The organism is Arthrobacter sp. PGP41 (assembly GCF_002953935.1).
GTDB lineage: Bacteria > Actinomycetota > Actinomycetes > Actinomycetales > Micrococcaceae > Arthrobacter.
In genome coordinates this window covers 155,432-171,944 of the sequence record NZ_CP026514.1, presented here as the reverse complement: position 1 = coordinate 171,944, position 16,513 = coordinate 155,432, and the positions used below count along the sequence as shown (strand labels likewise).

The window sequence follows — 16,513 nt, the reverse complement described above, 5'->3', positions numbered from 1 at the left end:
AAATTGCTGCCGTCATAAACGGGCCGGGAAAGAGTGCCGGGATTATTTTTGCTAAAACGCTTGATCGCTAATTAAAACCACGCTAGCTTCATGTGATCAAACGCTTTAGCAGAATGGACATCAACGCCGATGAGCTACCCAGTCTTCTTCCAGCCCGCCGATGCCTGGGTTGGAGACCTTATCCCTTTCCAGAAGGACGGGGAGTTCTGGCTCTTCTACCTCTCCGAGGTCCGCGCCGACCCGAAGCCCGGAACGGCCTGGAACCTGGTAACCACCAAGGACCTCACCCAGTTCCAGGACCACGGGGTGGCCCTCCCCCACGGGACCACAGACGACCTTGACTTCAACTGCTACACAGGCAGCGTCATTGCTGACGACTCAGGCGTCCACCACCTGTTCTACACGGGACAGAACCCGGGCAACCTCGGAAAAGACGGCCTGCCCCTGCAGCTGGTCATGCACGCCACCAGCACGGACGGCATGAACACGTGGGTCAAGCACCCGGAGCTTACGTTCGGTGCGCCGGACGGTTTTGAGTCCGCGGACTGGCGGGACCCCTTCGTCTTCCGTGACGAGGCGGCCGGCCTGTGGCGGATGCTCCTGGCGGCCCGGCACTCCGACGGCCCCGAACGCCGCCGGGGGGTCATCGCCCAGTGCGTCTCCGCAGACCTGATGACGTGGGAGCACACGGACCCCTTCTGGGATCCCCGCAGGTACATCACGCATGAATGCCCTGACGTGTTCGAATGGGGCGGCTGGTGGTACATGGTCTACTCCGAGTTTTCCGAAACGTTCACCACCCGGTACCGGATGGCCAAGAGCCCCACGGGGCCGTGGACAGTTCCTTGCCTGGACAGCATCGACGGGCGTGCGTTCTACGCGTCCAAGACGGCGGAGCGGGACGGCCGTCGGTTCTTCTTCGGCTGGATTGCCAGCAAGGAAGGCAATTGCGACGACGGCGCCTGGCAGTGGGCGGGCACCATGTCCGTCCTGGAGGCACGGCAGAACCCCGACGGGACCCTGGCGTTCGGCCTCGTGGACGAGCTTGTGGACAGCTTTTGGGACGGGGTCCCGCTCGAGCTGGCGAGCCTGCTGCCCATCAGCCTGGACGTGCCGGACTCCTACAGCGCCGCCGTGGCAGCAAACGATCTGCCCACGCAGTTCTATGCCAAGGCGGTGCTGGACATCCAGCCGGGCACCACGGAATGCGGGATCCTGCTGCGCTCCAGCCCGGACGGCGACCACTCCTACGTCCTCCGCCTCGAACCGAAGCGTGGACGCCTGGTGTTCGACCGGTGGCCCCGGACCGTCACCGGCGAGGCGCAGTGGCATGTTTCCGGCGACGTTCCCTACGCCATCGAACTGGAACGCCCCTGCCACCTCCCGCCCGGCAGCCACACGCTGGAAGTGGTGGTCGACGGCGACCTGTGCGTCGCCGTCGTGGACCGCCAGGTGGCCCTCAGCGCCCGGATCTACGACCTCCCCGCGGGCGGGATCGGCGTGTTCGCCGGCGAAGGATCCGTCACCGTCACAGATTTCGAAGTACGCAAGCGCACCGACAACTGAATACCCCCCCCCCGCAACCCCCATCCTCCGTTCCAATCAAGGGAGATTGACCAATGAAGAACCTGTTCCGCGCTGCCGCCGCAGCCGTTACCGCCCTGGCGCTGACCGCCTGTGGCGGCGCAAGCTCCACCGATCCGTCCAACGTCAGCCCCACCGGTGAGGTCAAGCCGCGCGAGATCTCGTGGCTGCTCTCCCGGCCCGCCGACGGCGCGGTCATCAACATCATGAAAAAGCTGGCCGACGACTACGCCAAGGACCACCCGGGCTTTGAGCTCAACCTGATCACCACCCCGGACCGTCCCTCCTACATCCAGAAACTCGAGACCCTGGCGGCAGCCAACAAGCTGCCCGAACTGTTCGACACCGACGCCACACCCTTCGCCCAGGAGTTGGCCAAGCAGGGCAAGATGGTGGACGCCGAAAAGCTGCTGAAGTCGCTCAACGTCTACGACGACTACCGTCCGGGCGCGCTGGACTACCAGCGCTTCGACGACGGCTCCCTGTACATGATCCCGTTCCAGTTCGAGCTGGAATTCATCTGGTACAACAAGGCACTGCTGCAGAAGGCCGACGTCGCAGTACCCACCTCGCTCGACGACATCCCGGCCATGTGCACTGCCCTGCGCAGCGCCGGCATCACCCCCATCGCCATCGACGGCCAGGACCAGTGGCCGCTGGAACGCTACGTCGCCTACCAGCCCTTCCGGGAAGCCGGCCCGGACTTCGTCCAGAAGCTGAAGAAGGGCGAGGCGAAGTTCAGCGATCCCGCCGGCCAGAAGACTGTGAACTGGATGGCGGAACTGGGCAAGGCCAAGTGCTTCCAGGACGGCTTCTCCGCCCAGGGCTACTCCGACGCGCAAAACCAGTTCACTTCCGGACAGGCCGCCATGTACAACATCGGCACGTGGGAACTGCCCAGCCTGGCCACGGAGAAGCTGGATCCTGCGGTCCGCAACGACATCGACTTCTTTACCCTGCCCACCACGGCCAACTCCGTGACGGCGGCCAACGAATTCGTGTCCCCGTCCGGCATCGGCATGGCGGTGAACGCCAAAACCTACGATCCCCTGGTGAGCGACTTCCTGAAGTTCGCCCTGGAAAAGTACCCGGCCGAATATGCCGCCACCGGCGCACTGTCCCCCACCACCGACGTCGAAACCGTTGTCCCGGCCAACGCCACGCCGCTGTACCGGAAGGCACTGGACCAGGCCAAGGAACTTGGTTCCAAGCAGGCCATGCCGTGGGACACGCAGCTGGACCCGACCACCAACGGCCGGCTGCAGCAGGAGCTGGTCCTGCTGGTGCAGGGCAACATCACGCCTGAGCAGTTCACCGAAACCATGGACAAGACCATCGCGCAGAACGCCCCCAAGTTCTTCAAGTAAGCACTGCTTCCTCACGAAACCAACGCGGCGGGGGAACTCAGAGGTCCCCCGCCGCAAGGCCCCGAAAGGCCCCGCCATGCAATCCAACAGGATGCTGCCCAACAGGTCACGGACCTCGGTCCTGGTCTTCCTGCTTCCACCGCTGCTCCTCTACGGCGCAGCAGTCCTCTTCCCCATCGTCCAGTCCCTGTTCCTCAGCTTCTTCTCCTGGAACGGCATCAGCGACATGGAATTCGTGGGGCTGGACAACTATGTCCGGATGTTCGCAGCCGACGATATCTTTTGGCGGGCGTTCCTGAACGCCCTTGTGTACCTGGCCATCTGCCTGGTACTGCAGCTCGGCGGCGCCCTGGTGGTGGCCAGCCTCCTCACGTCGCTCCGCCGCGGACGCGAGCTGGTCAAAACCCTCTACCTGCTACCGGCCGTTATCTCCACGGTGGCCATCGCCTTCCTCTTCGTGCGGATCTACTCCCTGGAGCCCGTGGGCCTGCTCAACCAGCTGTTCCACTGGCTTGGTCTTGGCAGCCTGGAACGGCCCTGGCTCTCGGACGTCAACACGGTCCTTGCGGCGGTGTCAGCACCGGAGGGCTGGCGTTTCACCGGGCTGTACATGCTCATCATCTACGCCGCCCTGCTCGCAGTGCCCAAGGAGCTTGAGGAGGCCGCCGTCCTGGATGGCGCGTCCCGGTGGACGCTGTTCACCAAGATCCGCTTCCCGTACATCCGCCCGGTGTGGATCACCACCACCATCATGGCCACTACCTACGGGCTGCGCGGCTTCGACATCCCATACCTGATGACCAACGGCGGTCCGGGGCAGTCCTCGGAACTGCTCACCACCTACATGTACAAGACGGCGTTCACCAGCACGGACTTCGGCTACGCCAGCACCATCTCCGTGTTCATCGTGGTTGAGTGCCTCGTGGCCGTCGGCCTCATCCTGTTCCTGCTGAAGCGGAAGGCAGACTCATGATCACCCAGGCAGCCCCTCCCACCCCGCCCGCCGCCGTCGTACCTGTCCGGCCGTCCGGAAAGCGCCGCCGGCGCAGGCCCGACCTGTTCCGGACGCTGTCCCGCGTGCTGGTCATGCTCATCGTGATCATGCAGGTCTACCCGCTGGCGTGGCTCTTCCTGACCAGCCTCCGCACGGAACAGGACTTCGCCACCGGTGATCCCTTTGCCCTGCCCGGCTCCCTGACCTGGGAGAACTATGCCCGGGCGTTCGAAACGGGCGACCTGGGGCGGAACATCCTGAACAGCTTCATCGTCACCATGGGGGCGAACATCCTGATTGTCCTGCTGGGCATGATGGCCGCCTACGCCATCCAGGTCCTCGGTTTCCGGCTCAGCAAACTGGTCCGCGGACTGTTCCTGATCGGCATCATCGTCCCGGTCCAGATCGCCCTGGTCCCCCTGTTCATCGACTATTCGGCCGTGAACCTGCTGGACACCTACCAGTCGATGATCATTCCGCTGGCCGGTTTCTCGCTGCCCATGTCCATCTACCTTTTCTGCTCGTTCTACGAGTACATCCCCAAGGAAACGTATGAGGCAGCCTCCCTGGACGGCGCCGGCCCGTACCGGATCTTCGGGCTGATCACCATGCCGCTGTCCCTGAACACGGTGGTCACGGTGGTCCTGGTCAACAGCATCTTCATCTGGAACGACTTCATCTTCGCCAACACGTTCGTCTTGTCCGAGGACCTGAAGACCATTCCGCTGGGCCTGCAAAACTACATCGGCGCCATGGGCAAGGTGGACTGGACGGCAACCTTCGCCGCAGTGTGCGTGACCATCACCCCGCTGCTGCTGGTGTTCCTGGTGCTCAACAAGGCCATGATCCAGGGACTTGAAAGCGGGGCGACGAAGGGATGACGGCAACAGCGGGTGGATATACTCCTCAAGGAGGGCAGATGAGTTCAATGGAGAATGGGGCGGACATGCCTGCCCCGGCAGCCTCCGCGGCAGCAAAAACCCCGGAGCGCGCGCACCCGGTCACCCTTCGCGACGTGGCGGAAGCGGCCGGAGTTTCCACGGCCACGGTGTCCCTGGTGGTCAACAAGAAGAAGGCCGCCCGGATTGCCGACGATACCCGCCGGCGGGTGCAGGACGCCATCCGGACGCTGGGCTACCGCCCCAATGCGATGGCCAAAACGCTGGTCAGCGGCACGTCCCGGTTCATCGGACTGGTGGCTGACGGAGTTGCCACCACGCCCTTCGCCGGCCAGATCATCCACGGCGCACAGGACGAGGCCTGGAAGCACGGATACGCCCTCCTCATCGCCAACACCGAAGGCAACAGCGAACTGGAGCAGGACGCAATCCAGATGATGCTCGAATACAAGGTCCGCGGCATCCTCTACTCCACCTGGTTCCACCGCCAGACGGACATTCCGACGCCGCTCCGGGAAGCCGACTTCGTCCTGGTCAACTGCTTCTCCAAGGAGCCCGGCACCCGGGCCGTGGTGCCCGACGAGGTGCAGGGCGGCCGCTCGGCCACCGAAATCCTGCTGGGGCACGGCCACCGGAAGATCGCCTTCATCAATGCCACCATCCCCGCCCCGGCCAAGGACGGGCGGCTCCAGGGGTACCGCGAAGCACTGGAGAAGGCAGGTGTTCCGTTTGACCCGGAGCTGGTGCTGGAGGCCTATCCGGACCAGGAAGGCGGCTACGGGGCCACTCCGGAACTCCTCAGGCGCGGCGTGACTGCGGTGTACTGCTACAACGACCGGATGGCAATGGGCCTCTACGACGGCCTGCGCGAGCACGGCCTGTCCATTCCTGAGGACATGGCTGTGGTGGGGTTCGACAACCAGGAAGTCATTGCCGCCCATCTGCGCCCCCCGCTCTCCACCGTCTCACTCCCCCACTATGAACTCGGTGCGGCGGGTGTCCGGATGCTGCTGGGGCCGGACAACGCACCCGCGACTGCGGCAGACGGGGTGGCGAAAATCCACTGCCCCGCCGTGGAACGGGCCTCCGTCCGGGCCCAGGCGCACGCCTGAACCAGAGCTGCTACAGCCCCGGACGGCGTCCGCCTTTCCTTAGCTTGATGCCGGGAAGAGGACGTGGAGAGCGGCAATTACCGTAGCGGCGTCCTGGGGATTAGCGGGATCGAAGCTGGTGAGTTGCCCGAACCGGGCAAGGCGGTTCAGCACAGTGTTTCGGTGGCAGTACAGCTCCCCGGCAGTTTCTGACACCGATCCGGTACGGAGGTACGCCTGGACCGTCTCGATCAGCCGGTCACGTTCATGCGTGGAGATCGTAGCAAGCGGGCCCAGCACGGTGTCCGCCAGGACGGTCCCGTATTCTCCCAGCCGGGTCATGGCAACATGCCCCCATGCCTCACGCACCGTCCGCTGACCTGGGCGCTGCGGCGTCACCACCGGTAGCGATTCCAGGGCGATCCGAAGCATCCGGGGCACGTCGGCCAAGGAGCGGGCGGGAGGCGCCACAAAGCAGTCCAGCCGGGACAACCACGGGCGGGTGCCCTCCGGCTCCCGTCCGGCCCGGGCGGGAACGTCCTCAAGAATGAGGATCAGTGCGCCGTCGCGCTCGTGGAGGAAGTGTTCAGCACCGGCACGAAGCGCCTCCGCACGGAATGCCTTCTGGGCGTATTCGGCGGCAACGGCAACGATGAAGTTGCTCTCCGGCGCCACGCCGAGCGCGCGGGCAGCCTGTCCCAGCACCTGCGGATCCTTACCGTCCGAATTGAGCAGCCGCGACAGGAGGAACGCGCGCTGCGTCTCTTTTTCCTGCGCCATGCTGGCGAGCTCATCGAGGTAGCCTGCGTGCACCCGGATGGTGTGGAACTCCACCGCTTCCCAGACGCGCACTGCATCCTTGGTCAACTCCGGCAGGGACGACGGTGGAACCTTCTCCAGCATTGCCGTCCAGAGCACCCGGAAGTCCATGCGCACTGCGCGCAGCAGGGATTCCAAGGGCAGGCCCTGCTGCGCGCGGCGGTGTCCCAGTGCGTCGGACATACCCGCGAGCCGGTCGGGTATTGGAAGGCTTCCCACCAGCCGCAGCAATAGCTCTATCGAGGCTACGGCTGTCTCTTCCAGATCCTGGGCAGTCACCGCAGAGGCTGCATAATCGTCAATCTTCTGCACCTCGAGAAGGTACTCGTGCGCGATCCGGTCGATGTCGGCGAGGCAGTCGGACACCAGGTCAGACACCACCGAGCGGCTGGCGGCTCCAGCAGACGCCGGGGTCCTGTCCGCGGACGCTGTATTGGGCATATGCCCATTCTAGGACCGGACTGCACTGTGTTCGTCCATTGTTTCCCCACGTGATCCATCCCACCATTGAAGGAGGTGTTCTGTAAGTTCGCGCCCGTATCCGGAAAGGACCGCCGTCGAGGCCCATGCTCGATCTGAAACTTGTCAAGGCCCGCATCTTCACGATGGACGATGCCCGTTCAACAGCCCACGCCATGGGAGTGCTCCACGGACGGATCATCGGGTTTGACGACGACGTCCTGGACCTCCCGGCTCGGCGGACGCTTGACTGCGGCGGAGCCGTCGTCGTCCCCGGCTTTGGTGATTCGCACAACCATATGGCGTGGTTTGGGCAGTCCCTCGCCGAACTCGATCTGTCCGGCTGCCGGACCCTCGAGGAACTGTACGACGCAGTCTCCCGCTTCGCGCGCGGTCTCCCTGAAGACGCGTGGGTGGTGGGATCGGGTTATGACGACACCGTCCTGGGGGGTCATCCGCACCGGAGCGGCCTGGACCGGTCCGCTCCCGGCCGTGCCGTATGGCTCAAGCACCGCTCAGGGCACATGTGCGCCGTAAACTCCGAGGTGCTTGATCGCACGGGCGTTCTGGACGGCTCGGCGACTGTTCCCGAGGGCGGCACGGTGGTGGAGGATTCCGGGGGGCCTACCGGATTGCTTGAGGAGCAGGCCCAGAAACTGGTCACTGCGCTTGTTGTGCCTTACCCGGTCACGGACCTCGCGGACGCGATTGGCGCAGCAAGCGAGGTTTACGCTTCCGAAGGCCTGACGCATGTTGTGGAGGCCGGCATCGGGTCGGGCTGGATCGGCCGTAGCGCTGTTGAACTCGCTGCCTATGTTGAAGCACGACGCCGGGGCCTGCTGAAAACCCGGGTCCAGATGATGGCCGTCAGCGATGCCCTGCACCCGCTCCAGTCCAATGCCACGGACGGGATTAGCTTCGGCTTGGACCTCGGCATCACGTCGGGCTTTGGGGACGACCACATCCGGCTGGGCGCCATGAAAATATTCATCGACGGTTCCCTGATCGGCCGCACTGCAGCAGTAAGCGAGCCGTTTTGCGACCATGATCACGGCAGCGGCAGCTTCCAGCTCTCCCCCGGGGAACTGGCCCAGCGCATTATCGACGCACACTGCTCCGGCTGGAACGTCGCAGCGCACGCAATCGGGGATTCGGCAGTCGACGTCGCGCTGGACGCTTTTGAGGCCGCGCACCGGAAGCTGGCTCGGCCCGACGCGCGGCACCGCATCGAGCACGCCGGCATGGTCCGTCCGGACCAGCTTCCCCGGTTCGCAGCGCTGGGCGTCACACCCGTTCCGCAGCCGCACTTCCTGTATGAGGTGGGCGAGACCATGGTGGACGCGGTGGGCGAGGAGCGGACGCCGTGGCTGTACCGCCACAAGTCCTTCCTGGACTCCGGCGTACGCGTTCCCGGCAGCTCGGACAGGCCGGTAGCGGCCGGGGCGCCGCTGCTGGGCATGCAATCCATGGTGACGCGCGCCAGTTCCGGCGGCGCAACGCTGAGCCCACAGGAACGGGTCGACGCCGGGACCGCCCTGCGCGCCTACACGGTCGACACCGCGTGGATGGCAGGCGAGGAAGACCGCCGGGGAACGCTGGAACCGGGAAAGTTCGCCGATCTCGTGTTCCTTTCCGCCCACCCCGCAGACGTACCGCCCCACGAGATCGGCCAGATCAGCGTGCTGGCGACCCTGCTCGACGGCGCCTGCGTTTTCGGGCACGGCTACATCGAGAAACTCCAAAGCACCGCATCGTCCCACCCCACTCCCACATTGAGAGGCACCTAGCATGCAACCACATGACGCCACCCAGGAAGAAGAAGCAGCCGTACCAGTTGTCAGCGGAGCCGACGCCGGCAAAATCGCCCGCGCGGCCTTCGTAGGCACTGCGCTCGAATGGTACGACTACTTCCTCTTCGGCACCGCTGCAGCCATCGTTTTCAACCGGCTGTTTTTCACATCGCTGGATCCGACGGCTGCAACGTTGGCAGCCTTCGCCACATTCGGTGTCGGTTTCGCTGCCCGTCCGCTCGGCGCCGTTCTCTTCGGCTACATCGGTGACCGCGTCGGGAGGCGTCCGGCGCTGCTGATCACCATCGTCGCGATTGGCGTGGCTACGGGCCTTATCGGGGTGCTGCCTGATTTCGGCACCATCGGCCTCGCCGCACCCATCATGCTGGCCATCCTGCGCCTGGTGCAGGGCCTCGCAGTGGGCGGTGAGTGGGGCGGCGCCATGACCATCGCCGTCGAACACGCCCCCATTGAGAAGCGTGGACGGTATGCCGCCCTGGTGCAGGTCGGTTCGCCCGTGGGCACGCTGATGTCCTCCGGCGCCTTCGCACTGGTACTGCTCATGCCCTCCGAGGTCTTCGATTCCTGGGGCTGGCGCCTGCCGTTCCTGGCGGCATTCCCGCTGCTGCTGGTCGCACTGTACATCCGGCTGAAGGTTGAGGAATCACCGATCTTCCGTGAACTGGTCAAGCTGGAGGAACGCGCCAAGATTCCGGCAGTCGATGTCTTCCGTCAGGCGTGGGGCCGGCTGATCGTTGCTATCGCCGCCGCTTTCCTCGGCGTCGGCGGTTTCTACATCATGACTACCTTCGTCATCAGCTACGGCACCGCAACCCTCGGCCTGGACCGTGGACTCATGGTCAACGCCACCCTGGTCGCCGCCGTCGTGCAGATCGGCGTCATCCTGGTCATCGGCCGCATCAGTGAGAAGGTCGGCCCGGGACGGATGACCTTCATCGGCGGCCTCGTGACCGCTGCCGCAGCGTTCCCGCTCTTCTGGATGATCGACTCCCGCAATCCGTTCGCCATCGTCCTCGCCGTCACTCTCGGCATCGCTCTGCTTTCCGTGGCCTACTCGGTCACAGGAGCCCTGCTGACCGAGATGTTCCCGCCCCAGCTGCGTTACAGCGGCGTCGCGCTGGGTTACAACCTGGCCGGTGCCCTGAGCGGGTTCCTGCCGCTGATCGCCGTCGCCCTGCTCGGTGTTTCCGGTGGAGCGTCCTGGACCGCTTCCCTGCTGCTGATCGTCGTGTCGCTGATTACCGCAGCCGGTGGATTCTTCGGCGAGCGCCTCCGCGTCAAGGACAAAGCGATCGTACGGTAATGAGCCCCATGCTGAACCCGGAAACCGCGCGCCGTATTACCGACGCCGTGGATGCAGCTTTTGACCGCCAGCTTGAATTCACCGCGGAACTGGTCAGGCATCCCTCGCTGAGGACAGCCGAGGCCGGGGCGCAGGACCTGATGTTCGCAGAGTTTGAGGCCCGCGGACTTGCCATGGACCGCTGGACGCTCGACGGCGAAGCCCTCGCTTCGCATGTGGGTTACGGTCCCAGCACGGTCGCCTTCGAGGACCTGACCAACGTGGTGGGCACCTACACTCCCCCGGAGGAAAAGGGCCGTTCGCTCATCCTGAACGGGCACGTCGATGTGGTTCCCACCGGGCCTGAGCAGGTGTGGGAACGCAGCCCCTGGAATGCCGTGGTGAAGGACGGCTGGATGTACGGCCGCGGGGCCGGTGATATGAAGGCCGGGCTCGCTGCCAACCTGTTCGCCTTCGACGCCGTCCGGGCCGCCGGCTTCGCCCCGGCCTCGACCATCCACTTCCAGTCAGTTGTGGAGGAGGAGTGCACAGGCAACGGGTCGCTGGCTGCGCTGCAGCGCGGCTACACCGCGGATGCTGTCATCATCCCCGAGCCGGAAGAGAACATGCTGGTCCGGGCAAACGTGGGGGTGATCTGGTTCCGGGTCCGTGTTTCCGGCAGGCCTACCCATGTACGGGAGATGGCGTCAGGCTTCAACGCCATCGACGCCGCCTACACCGTCATGGGTGCGTTGCGGGAGCTCGAAGCCAAGTGGAACGCAGATAAGGGCAGCCACCCGCACTTCGAGGACACCGACCATCCGATCAACGTCAACATCGGCATGATTTCCGGCGGCGACTGGCCTTCAAGCGTGCCGGCCTGGTGTGAGTTCGATGTCCGGGCAGCCCTGTATCCGGGGGTCCCGGCCGTGGATGCGTGGAATGAGATCCTGGAGTGCCTGCAGACGGCCGGGGCGGGCGCATCTGTCTCGGCCGAACGGACGGGCTTCTTCTCCGAGGGCTACGTCCTGGAGGAGGGATCGGAAGCGGAAGCGGCGCTGGCCACGGCGCACGAGGCTGTCTTCGGTTCGGCGTTGCAGAGCTTCACGACGCCCGGTTACCTGGACGGCCGGGTTTTCACCCTTTACGCGGGGATCCCGGCGCTGGTCTACGGGCCCGTCTCAGAGGCGATTCACGGGTTCGATGAGCGTGTGAACATCGAGTCCGTCCGCCAGGTGACCAAGACCATCGCCTTGTTCATCGCCGACTGGTGTGGTGTCACCGAGGCACCATGATCCTTACGGTACGCAGAAGGCGCCCGGCCATTGGCCGGGCGCCTTCTGCGTGTTGTGGTGCCTACCGGGGGTCGAGTTCCCCGAGGCAGAGGCTGCGGACAACGTCGGTGAGCACGTGCAGGCCGCTGATGATGTCCTGGTCCGTGGTGTACTCGTGCTCGTTGTGGGAGATGCCCTTCACCGACGGGACGAACAGCATCACCGTGGGAACGATGTCCTTCAGGTTGGTGGAGTCGTGTCCGGCCAGCGTCTTGACCCGCGAATAGGCCAATCCGCGGTTTGCAGCGGTCTTTTCGGCCAGTGCCACTCCTTCCGGCTGGTAAGGGGTAACCGGCCAGCAGTGGGATCCCGTCTTGCTGATCTCCACCCGGGCAGCCCGCTCGATCTGGCCGATGCGGTCGTGGAGCATCTGGTCGGCGTCGGCGAGGAGTTCCTCGTCGGCCGACCTCAGGTCAAGGAGCAAGGAAACCAGCGAGGGGACGACGACGGGCGAGTTGGGATAGACGTCAAGCTGGCCTACCGAGGTGTGGACGGCCCCGCCTGGAAAGTGGTCTGCGATTTCCCTCGCGGCGACCACGAGCATCGACGCGCCCAGGAGGGCGTCGCGCCGGTCAGCGATGACCGTTGAGCCGGTGTGCGCCTGCTCGCCGCGGACCTCAAACTGGTACTTGTTGGCCGCCCAGTTGGAATCGACGACGCCGACGGTGACGCCGTCGCGTTCCATGCTGCGGCCCTGCTGGATGTGGATTTCGGCGGCATAGGCTGCGTTCGGCCCTGTGCCCTCGCCCAGCGATGCGGTTGCTTCCAAGGCCTGGCGAACGGTTGTGCCGCCATGGTCCGCCGTCGCCAGGGCTTCCTCGGGTGTCATCTTTCCCGTGTAGACGGAACTGCCCATCATGGACGGCTTGAAGCGGGCACCTTCCTCGTTGAACCAGTTCACGACGGCCAGGTTGTACCGGGGAATTGTCCCTGCGGCACGCCATTCGGCAGCGAGGCTGAATGCTGCATGGGCGGCGGCGAGCACGCCGTAGGCACCGTCATACCGTCCCGCCGTCGGCTGCGAATCAAGGTGGGAGCCAACCAGCACGTATGGCGCACCGGGGTTCACGTCCAGCAGGCCGAACTGGTTTCCGACCTGGTCGAAGGATACGTTGAACCCCTTGTCGCGAAGGATGGCGGACAGCCAGGCCCGTTGTTTCCCGTCTGCCGGCGAACCCGCCTGCCGCTCCACACCCCCGCCGGGAGTGGCACCAAAGGCGCTGAGTGTGGCGAAGTCCTGGAGGAACACGGCGTCAGCTCCCGTGAACTTCGTGGGATCGGGTTCGGGCACGGCTCCGTTGCTCATGACTGCTTGTCCTTCACGCTTGGATTAATGATGTACACAATCGTCTCAGGACGGGGTGCCGGAGGCACTGGGACCGGACAACCATTTCAGCCCGGGGCATTGTGAATCTGCACATCGGGCAAGGAACCAATGGCGGTAGCGCGGCTTGGGCTACAGCACCTTGCGGATGGTTTCCTCGAAGCTGGTGACGTGGTGCAGGGCCAGCTCGCCTGCCTTATCGGCGTCGCCGGCGGCCACCGCCTTGAGCAGGTCCACATGCTCGGTGATGTGGCCGGTTACCGAGGGCACCTTGTCCAGGACCACGCACCAGATTCGGGTGGCCAGGTTGTCGTAGCGGATCAGGGTGTCTTCCAAATGGGGGTTGGCGGCGGCCTTGTAGATCAGCCGGTGCACCATGAGGTCGTAGCGCATCAGGTCGCGGGACTCCCCCGGACTAGGCTCAAGCCCGGCAATGGCATCAGCCACCTGCAGCAGTTCCCGCCGCATACTTTCGCTCGCCCGGTCCGCCGCGCGGCGGGCAGCGAGGGGCTCCAGCAACTCCCGGATTTCGGAGACGTCGGCGAGCTCCGTGAAGTCGACGTTGGTGGCGAAAGTCCCCCGGCGCGGATACGAGATCACCAGGTGGTCCACCTCAAGGCGCTTGATTGCCTCTCGCACGGGAGTGCGGCTGAAGCCGAGCTCCGCAGCCAGCTGCCCGTCATTGATGGGCTCCCCGGGCCGGATCTCCAGCATGATCAACTTGTCCCGCAGCTGCCGGTACGCTGCCTCGGCCTGGGACGGAGCTTCCTCCTCCGCAGGGGTCAGGGCAAGAAGTGCATTCAAGGCGCCGCTCCAATCTTTGATACCCGCCGGATCCCCAAACGGTAGCTAAAAGCCGTTTTCCGTGCAGCTATTGACTCTGCTGTGATTCCAATCATACCATTGTTCCCACACTGATATATCAGTCATTGAACAAGTGGTATTTCAAAGGAGCACCCGTGGTTGAGCAGTTGAACGAGCGACTTTCCGCAGTCGATCCAGAGGTCCAGCAGGCCATTGCCCAGGAGCTGGTGCGCCAGCAGTCCACGCTGGAAATGATTGCCTCGGAGAATTTCGCCCCGTCCGCCGTCATGGAGGCGCAGGGCTCCGTCCTCACCAACAAGTACGCGGAGGGCTACCCGGGCAAGCGCTACTACGGCGGCTGCGAGCACGTTGATGTGGTGGAGCAGCTTGCCATCGACCGCGTGAAGGCACTGTTCGGTGCCGAGTTCGCCAACGTCCAGCCGCACTCCGGCGCGCAGGCCAACGCAGCCGCCATGTTCGCCCTGCTGAACCCGGGCGACACCATCATGGGCCTGGACCTGGCCCACGGCGGCCACCTCACCCACGGCATGCGCATCAACTTCTCCGGCAAGCTCTACAACGTAGTCCCCTACCACGTGCGCGAATCCGACCTCCGGATCGATATGGCCGAGGTGGAAGCCCTGGCCCTTGAGCACCGCCCGCGGCTCATCGTGGCCGGCTGGTCCGCCTACTCCCGCCAGCTGGACTTCGCAGAGTTCCGCCGCATCGCGGACCTGGTGGACGCGTACCTCATGGTGGACATGGCACATTTCGCCGGACTCGTGGCCGCGGGCCTGCACCCGAACCCGGTCCCCTACGCCGACGTCGTCACGACCACCACCCACAAGACCCTCGGCGGACCGCGCGGCGGCGTCATCCTCGCCAAGGAGCAGTACGCCAAGAAGATCAACAGCGCCGTCTTCCCCGGCCAGCAGGGCGGCCCGCTGGAGCACGTGATCGCCGCCAAGGCCGTGGCCTTCAAGCTCGCCGGCAGCCCCGAATTCAAGGAACGCCAGGAACGCGTCCTGCAGGGCTCCAAGCTCCTGGCCGAACGGCTCCTCCGCGACGACGTCGCCGCGGCCGGAATCTCCGTGGTCAACGGCGGCACCGACGTGCACCTGGTCCTGGTGGACCTCCGCAACTCCGAGCTGGACGGCCAGCAGGCCGAGGACGCCCTGCACCGCATCGGCATCACGGTGAACCGCAACGCCGTCCCCTTCGACCCCCGCCCGCCGATGGTCTCCTCCGGACTGCGGATCGGCACTCCGGCCCTGGCCACCCGCGGCTTCGGCGCCGAGGAATTCACGGAGGTAGCCGACGTTATTGCGACGGCGCTCATCGCCGCTGCGGGCAACGCCGCCTCCGGGACCACGTCCCTGGGCGACAACACCGCCGTCGAACTCCGCGCCCGCGTCACCGCCCTGGCGGAGAAGTTCCCCCTCTACCCCCACCTCAGCAACGGCACTGAAGTTGCCGCCCTTGAAGCAGACCTGATTGGAGCAGCCCAGTGAGCGCAGACCTCCTCCCCGAGCACCCGGATTTCCTCTGGCGCAACCCGGAGCCCAAGTCCTCCTACGACGCCGTGATTGTGGGCGGCGGCGGGCACGGCCTGGCCACCGCGTACTTCCTGGCCAAGAACCACGGAATGACCAACATCGCCGTCCTGGAAAAGGGCTGGCTGGCCGGCGGCAACATGGCCCGGAACACCACCATCATCCGGTCCAACTACCTCTGGGACGAGAGCGCCGCCATCTACGAGCACGCGCTCAAGCTCTGGGAAGTCCTGCCCGAGGAGCTGGAATACGACTTCCTCTTCAGCCAGCGCGGCGTCATGAACCTGGCCCACACGCTGGGCGACGTCCGTGAAAGCATACGGCGCGTGGGCGCCAACAAGCTCAACGGCGTGGACGCCGAGTGGCTGGACCCCAAGCAGGTCAAGGAACTCTGCCCGATCCTGAACATCAATGACAACATCCGCTACCCCGTCATGGGCGCCACCTACCAGCCCCGCGCCGGCATCGCCAAGCACGACCACGTGGCCTGGGCGTTCGCCCGCAAGTGCGACGAAATGGGCGTGGACATCATCCAGAACTGCGAAGTCACCGGCTTCGTCAAGGACGGCAACCGCGTAGTGGGCGTCAAGACCAACCGCGGCACCATCAACACCGAAAAGGTGGGCCTCGCCGCCGCCGGACACAGCTCGGTCCTGGCCGAAATGGCCGGCTTCCGGCTCCCCATCCAGTCCCACCCGCTGCAGGCGCTGGTCTCCGAACTGCACGAGCCGGTCCACCCCACGGTGGTCATGTCCAACCACGTGCACGTCTACGTGTCCCAGGCCCACAAGGGCGAACTGGTGATGGGCGCCGGCGTTGACTCCTACAACGGCTACGGCCAGCGCGGCTCCTTCCACGTGATCGAGCACCAGATGGCCGCCGCCGTCGAGCTCTTCCCCATCTTCGCCCGGGCCCACGTGCTCCGGACCTGGGGCGGGATCGTGGACACCACGCTGGACGCCTCCCCCATCGTGGGCAATACGCCGGTGGAAAACATGTTCGTGAACTGCGGCTGGGGCACCGGCGGCTTCAAGGCCACCCCCGCGGCCGGGCTTACCTTCGCGCACAACATCGCCACGGGCTCTCCGCACAAGCTGAACAAGCCGTTTGCGCTGGAACGCTTCGAAACCGGCGCGCTGATCGACGAACACGGCGCCGCCGCCGTGGCCCACTAGCCGCCAGCGAACACTGC

Annotated in this window: 13 protein-coding genes; 10 read left to right on the top strand and 3 right to left on the bottom strand. The window is 65.1% G+C overall.

Going from position 1 to position 16,513, the window contains the following annotated elements:
* The first annotated feature begins 129 nt into the window (after positions 1 to 129).
* From C3B78_RS00790 to C3B78_RS00770, 5 genes are all read left to right on the top strand, one after another.
* Positions 130 to 1,566, top strand: a complete 1,437-nt coding sequence (locus C3B78_RS00790; RefSeq protein WP_104996378.1) for a GH32 C-terminal domain-containing protein — start codon at positions 130 to 132, stop codon at positions 1,564 to 1,566.
* A gap of 53 nt (positions 1,567 to 1,619) precedes the next feature.
* Entirely contained in the window at positions 1,620 to 2,951 is a 1,332-nt protein-coding gene (locus C3B78_RS00785; RefSeq protein ID WP_104996377.1) for an ABC transporter substrate-binding protein, read from the top strand.
* A gap of 91 nt (positions 2,952 to 3,042) precedes the next feature.
* Positions 3,043 to 3,924, top strand: a complete 882-nt coding sequence (locus C3B78_RS00780; RefSeq protein WP_104999558.1) for a carbohydrate ABC transporter permease — start codon at positions 3,043 to 3,045, stop codon at positions 3,922 to 3,924.
* The gene (locus C3B78_RS00775) at positions 3,921 to 4,826 is read left to right on the top strand and encodes a carbohydrate ABC transporter permease (RefSeq protein WP_104996376.1); all 906 of its coding nucleotides are present in this window, start codon (positions 3,921 to 3,923) and stop codon (positions 4,824 to 4,826) included. Before C3B78_RS00780 ends, C3B78_RS00775 begins: the two co-directional genes overlap by 4 nt.
* Positions 4,827 to 4,864: 38 nt before the next feature.
* Positions 4,865 to 5,956 carry a LacI family DNA-binding transcriptional regulator gene (locus C3B78_RS00770; RefSeq protein WP_104996375.1) on the top strand — a complete coding sequence of 364 codons (1,092 nt, stop codon included), beginning with the start codon at positions 4,865 to 4,867 and terminating at the stop codon, positions 5,954 to 5,956.
* Between the two features lie 39 nt (positions 5,957 to 5,995).
* On the opposite strand, the gene C3B78_RS00765 is transcribed toward C3B78_RS00770, so the two are convergent.
* Positions 5,996 to 7,195 carry a PucR family transcriptional regulator gene (locus tag C3B78_RS00765; protein ID WP_104996374.1) on the bottom strand — a complete coding sequence of 400 codons (1,200 nt, stop codon included), beginning with the start codon at positions 7,193 to 7,195 and terminating at the stop codon, positions 5,996 to 5,998.
* Between the two features lie 125 nt (positions 7,196 to 7,320).
* Between C3B78_RS00765 and C3B78_RS00760 the strand changes: the two genes are divergently transcribed.
* Genes C3B78_RS00760 through C3B78_RS00750 form a run of 3 tightly spaced genes read left to right on the top strand, consistent with a single transcriptional unit; the run spans position 7,321 to position 11,601 of the window.
* The gene (locus tag C3B78_RS00760; protein ID WP_104996373.1) at positions 7,321 to 9,000 is read left to right on the top strand and encodes an amidohydrolase; all 1,680 of its coding nucleotides are present in this window, start codon (positions 7,321 to 7,323) and stop codon (positions 8,998 to 9,000) included.
* Position 9,001: 1 nt separating this feature from the next.
* On the top strand, positions 9,002 to 10,327 hold the full coding sequence (locus tag C3B78_RS00755) for an MFS transporter (protein WP_104996372.1): 1,326 nt from the start codon (positions 9,002 to 9,004) through the stop codon (positions 10,325 to 10,327).
* A gap of 8 nt (positions 10,328 to 10,335) precedes the next feature.
* Positions 10,336 to 11,601 (top strand): ArgE/DapE family deacylase, encoded by a 1,266-nt coding sequence (locus C3B78_RS00750; protein WP_104999557.1) that lies wholly within the window; start codon positions 10,336 to 10,338, stop codon positions 11,599 to 11,601.
* A 61-nt stretch (positions 11,602 to 11,662) separates the two neighbouring features.
* Here C3B78_RS00750 and C3B78_RS00745 read toward each other — a convergent pair whose 3' ends face one another.
* Positions 11,663 to 12,946 (bottom strand): M20 family metallo-hydrolase, encoded by a 1,284-nt coding sequence (locus C3B78_RS00745; protein WP_104996371.1) that lies wholly within the window; start codon positions 12,944 to 12,946, stop codon positions 11,663 to 11,665.
* A gap of 150 nt (positions 12,947 to 13,096) precedes the next feature.
* Positions 13,097 to 13,768, bottom strand: a complete 672-nt coding sequence (locus C3B78_RS00740; RefSeq protein ID WP_104996370.1) for a GntR family transcriptional regulator — start codon at positions 13,766 to 13,768, stop codon at positions 13,097 to 13,099.
* A 155-nt stretch (positions 13,769 to 13,923) separates the two neighbouring features.
* Here C3B78_RS00740 and glyA point away from each other — a divergent pair, with 155 nt between their 5' ends.
* Together glyA and C3B78_RS00730 are read left to right on the top strand one after the other, a co-directional pair.
* Complete coding sequence (gene glyA / locus C3B78_RS00735; protein ID WP_104996369.1) at positions 13,924 to 15,279, top strand: serine hydroxymethyltransferase; 1,356 nt, start codon at positions 13,924 to 13,926, stop codon at positions 15,277 to 15,279.
* Positions 15,276 to 16,496 (top strand): sarcosine oxidase subunit beta family protein, encoded by a 1,221-nt coding sequence (locus C3B78_RS00730; protein WP_104996368.1) that lies wholly within the window; start codon positions 15,276 to 15,278, stop codon positions 16,494 to 16,496. Before glyA ends, C3B78_RS00730 begins: the two co-directional genes overlap by 4 nt.
* Positions 16,497 to 16,513 lie beyond the last annotated feature (17 nt).

Bases quoted from the DNA above. Each gene is read 5' to 3' on its own strand.
- C3B78_RS00770 (WP_104996375.1), top strand. From the start codon at position 4,865: ATGAGTTCAATGGAGAATGGGGCGGACATGCCTGCCCCGGCAGCCTCC.
- C3B78_RS00785 (WP_104996377.1), top strand. From the start codon at position 1,620: ATGAAGAACCTGTTCCGCGCTGCCGCCGCAGCCGTTACCGCCCTGGCG.
- C3B78_RS00780 (WP_104999558.1), top strand. From the start codon at position 3,043: ATGCTGCCCAACAGGTCACGGACCTCGGTCCTGGTCTTCCTGCTTCCA.
- C3B78_RS00760 (WP_104996373.1), top strand. From the start codon at position 7,321: ATGCTCGATCTGAAACTTGTCAAGGCCCGCATCTTCACGATGGACGAT.
- C3B78_RS00765 (WP_104996374.1), bottom strand. From the start codon at position 7,195: ATGCCCAATACAGCGTCCGCGGACAGGACCCCGGCGTCTGCTGGAGCC.
- C3B78_RS00750 (WP_104999557.1), top strand. From the start codon at position 10,336: ATGCTGAACCCGGAAACCGCGCGCCGTATTACCGACGCCGTGGATGCA.
- C3B78_RS00755 (WP_104996372.1), top strand. From the start codon at position 9,002: ATGCAACCACATGACGCCACCCAGGAAGAAGAAGCAGCCGTACCAGTT.
- C3B78_RS00745 (WP_104996371.1), bottom strand. From the start codon at position 12,946: ATGAGCAACGGAGCCGTGCCCGAACCCGATCCCACGAAGTTCACGGGA.
- C3B78_RS00790 (WP_104996378.1), top strand. From the start codon at position 130: ATGAGCTACCCAGTCTTCTTCCAGCCCGCCGATGCCTGGGTTGGAGAC.
- C3B78_RS00775 (WP_104996376.1), top strand. From the start codon at position 3,921: ATGATCACCCAGGCAGCCCCTCCCACCCCGCCCGCCGCCGTCGTACCT.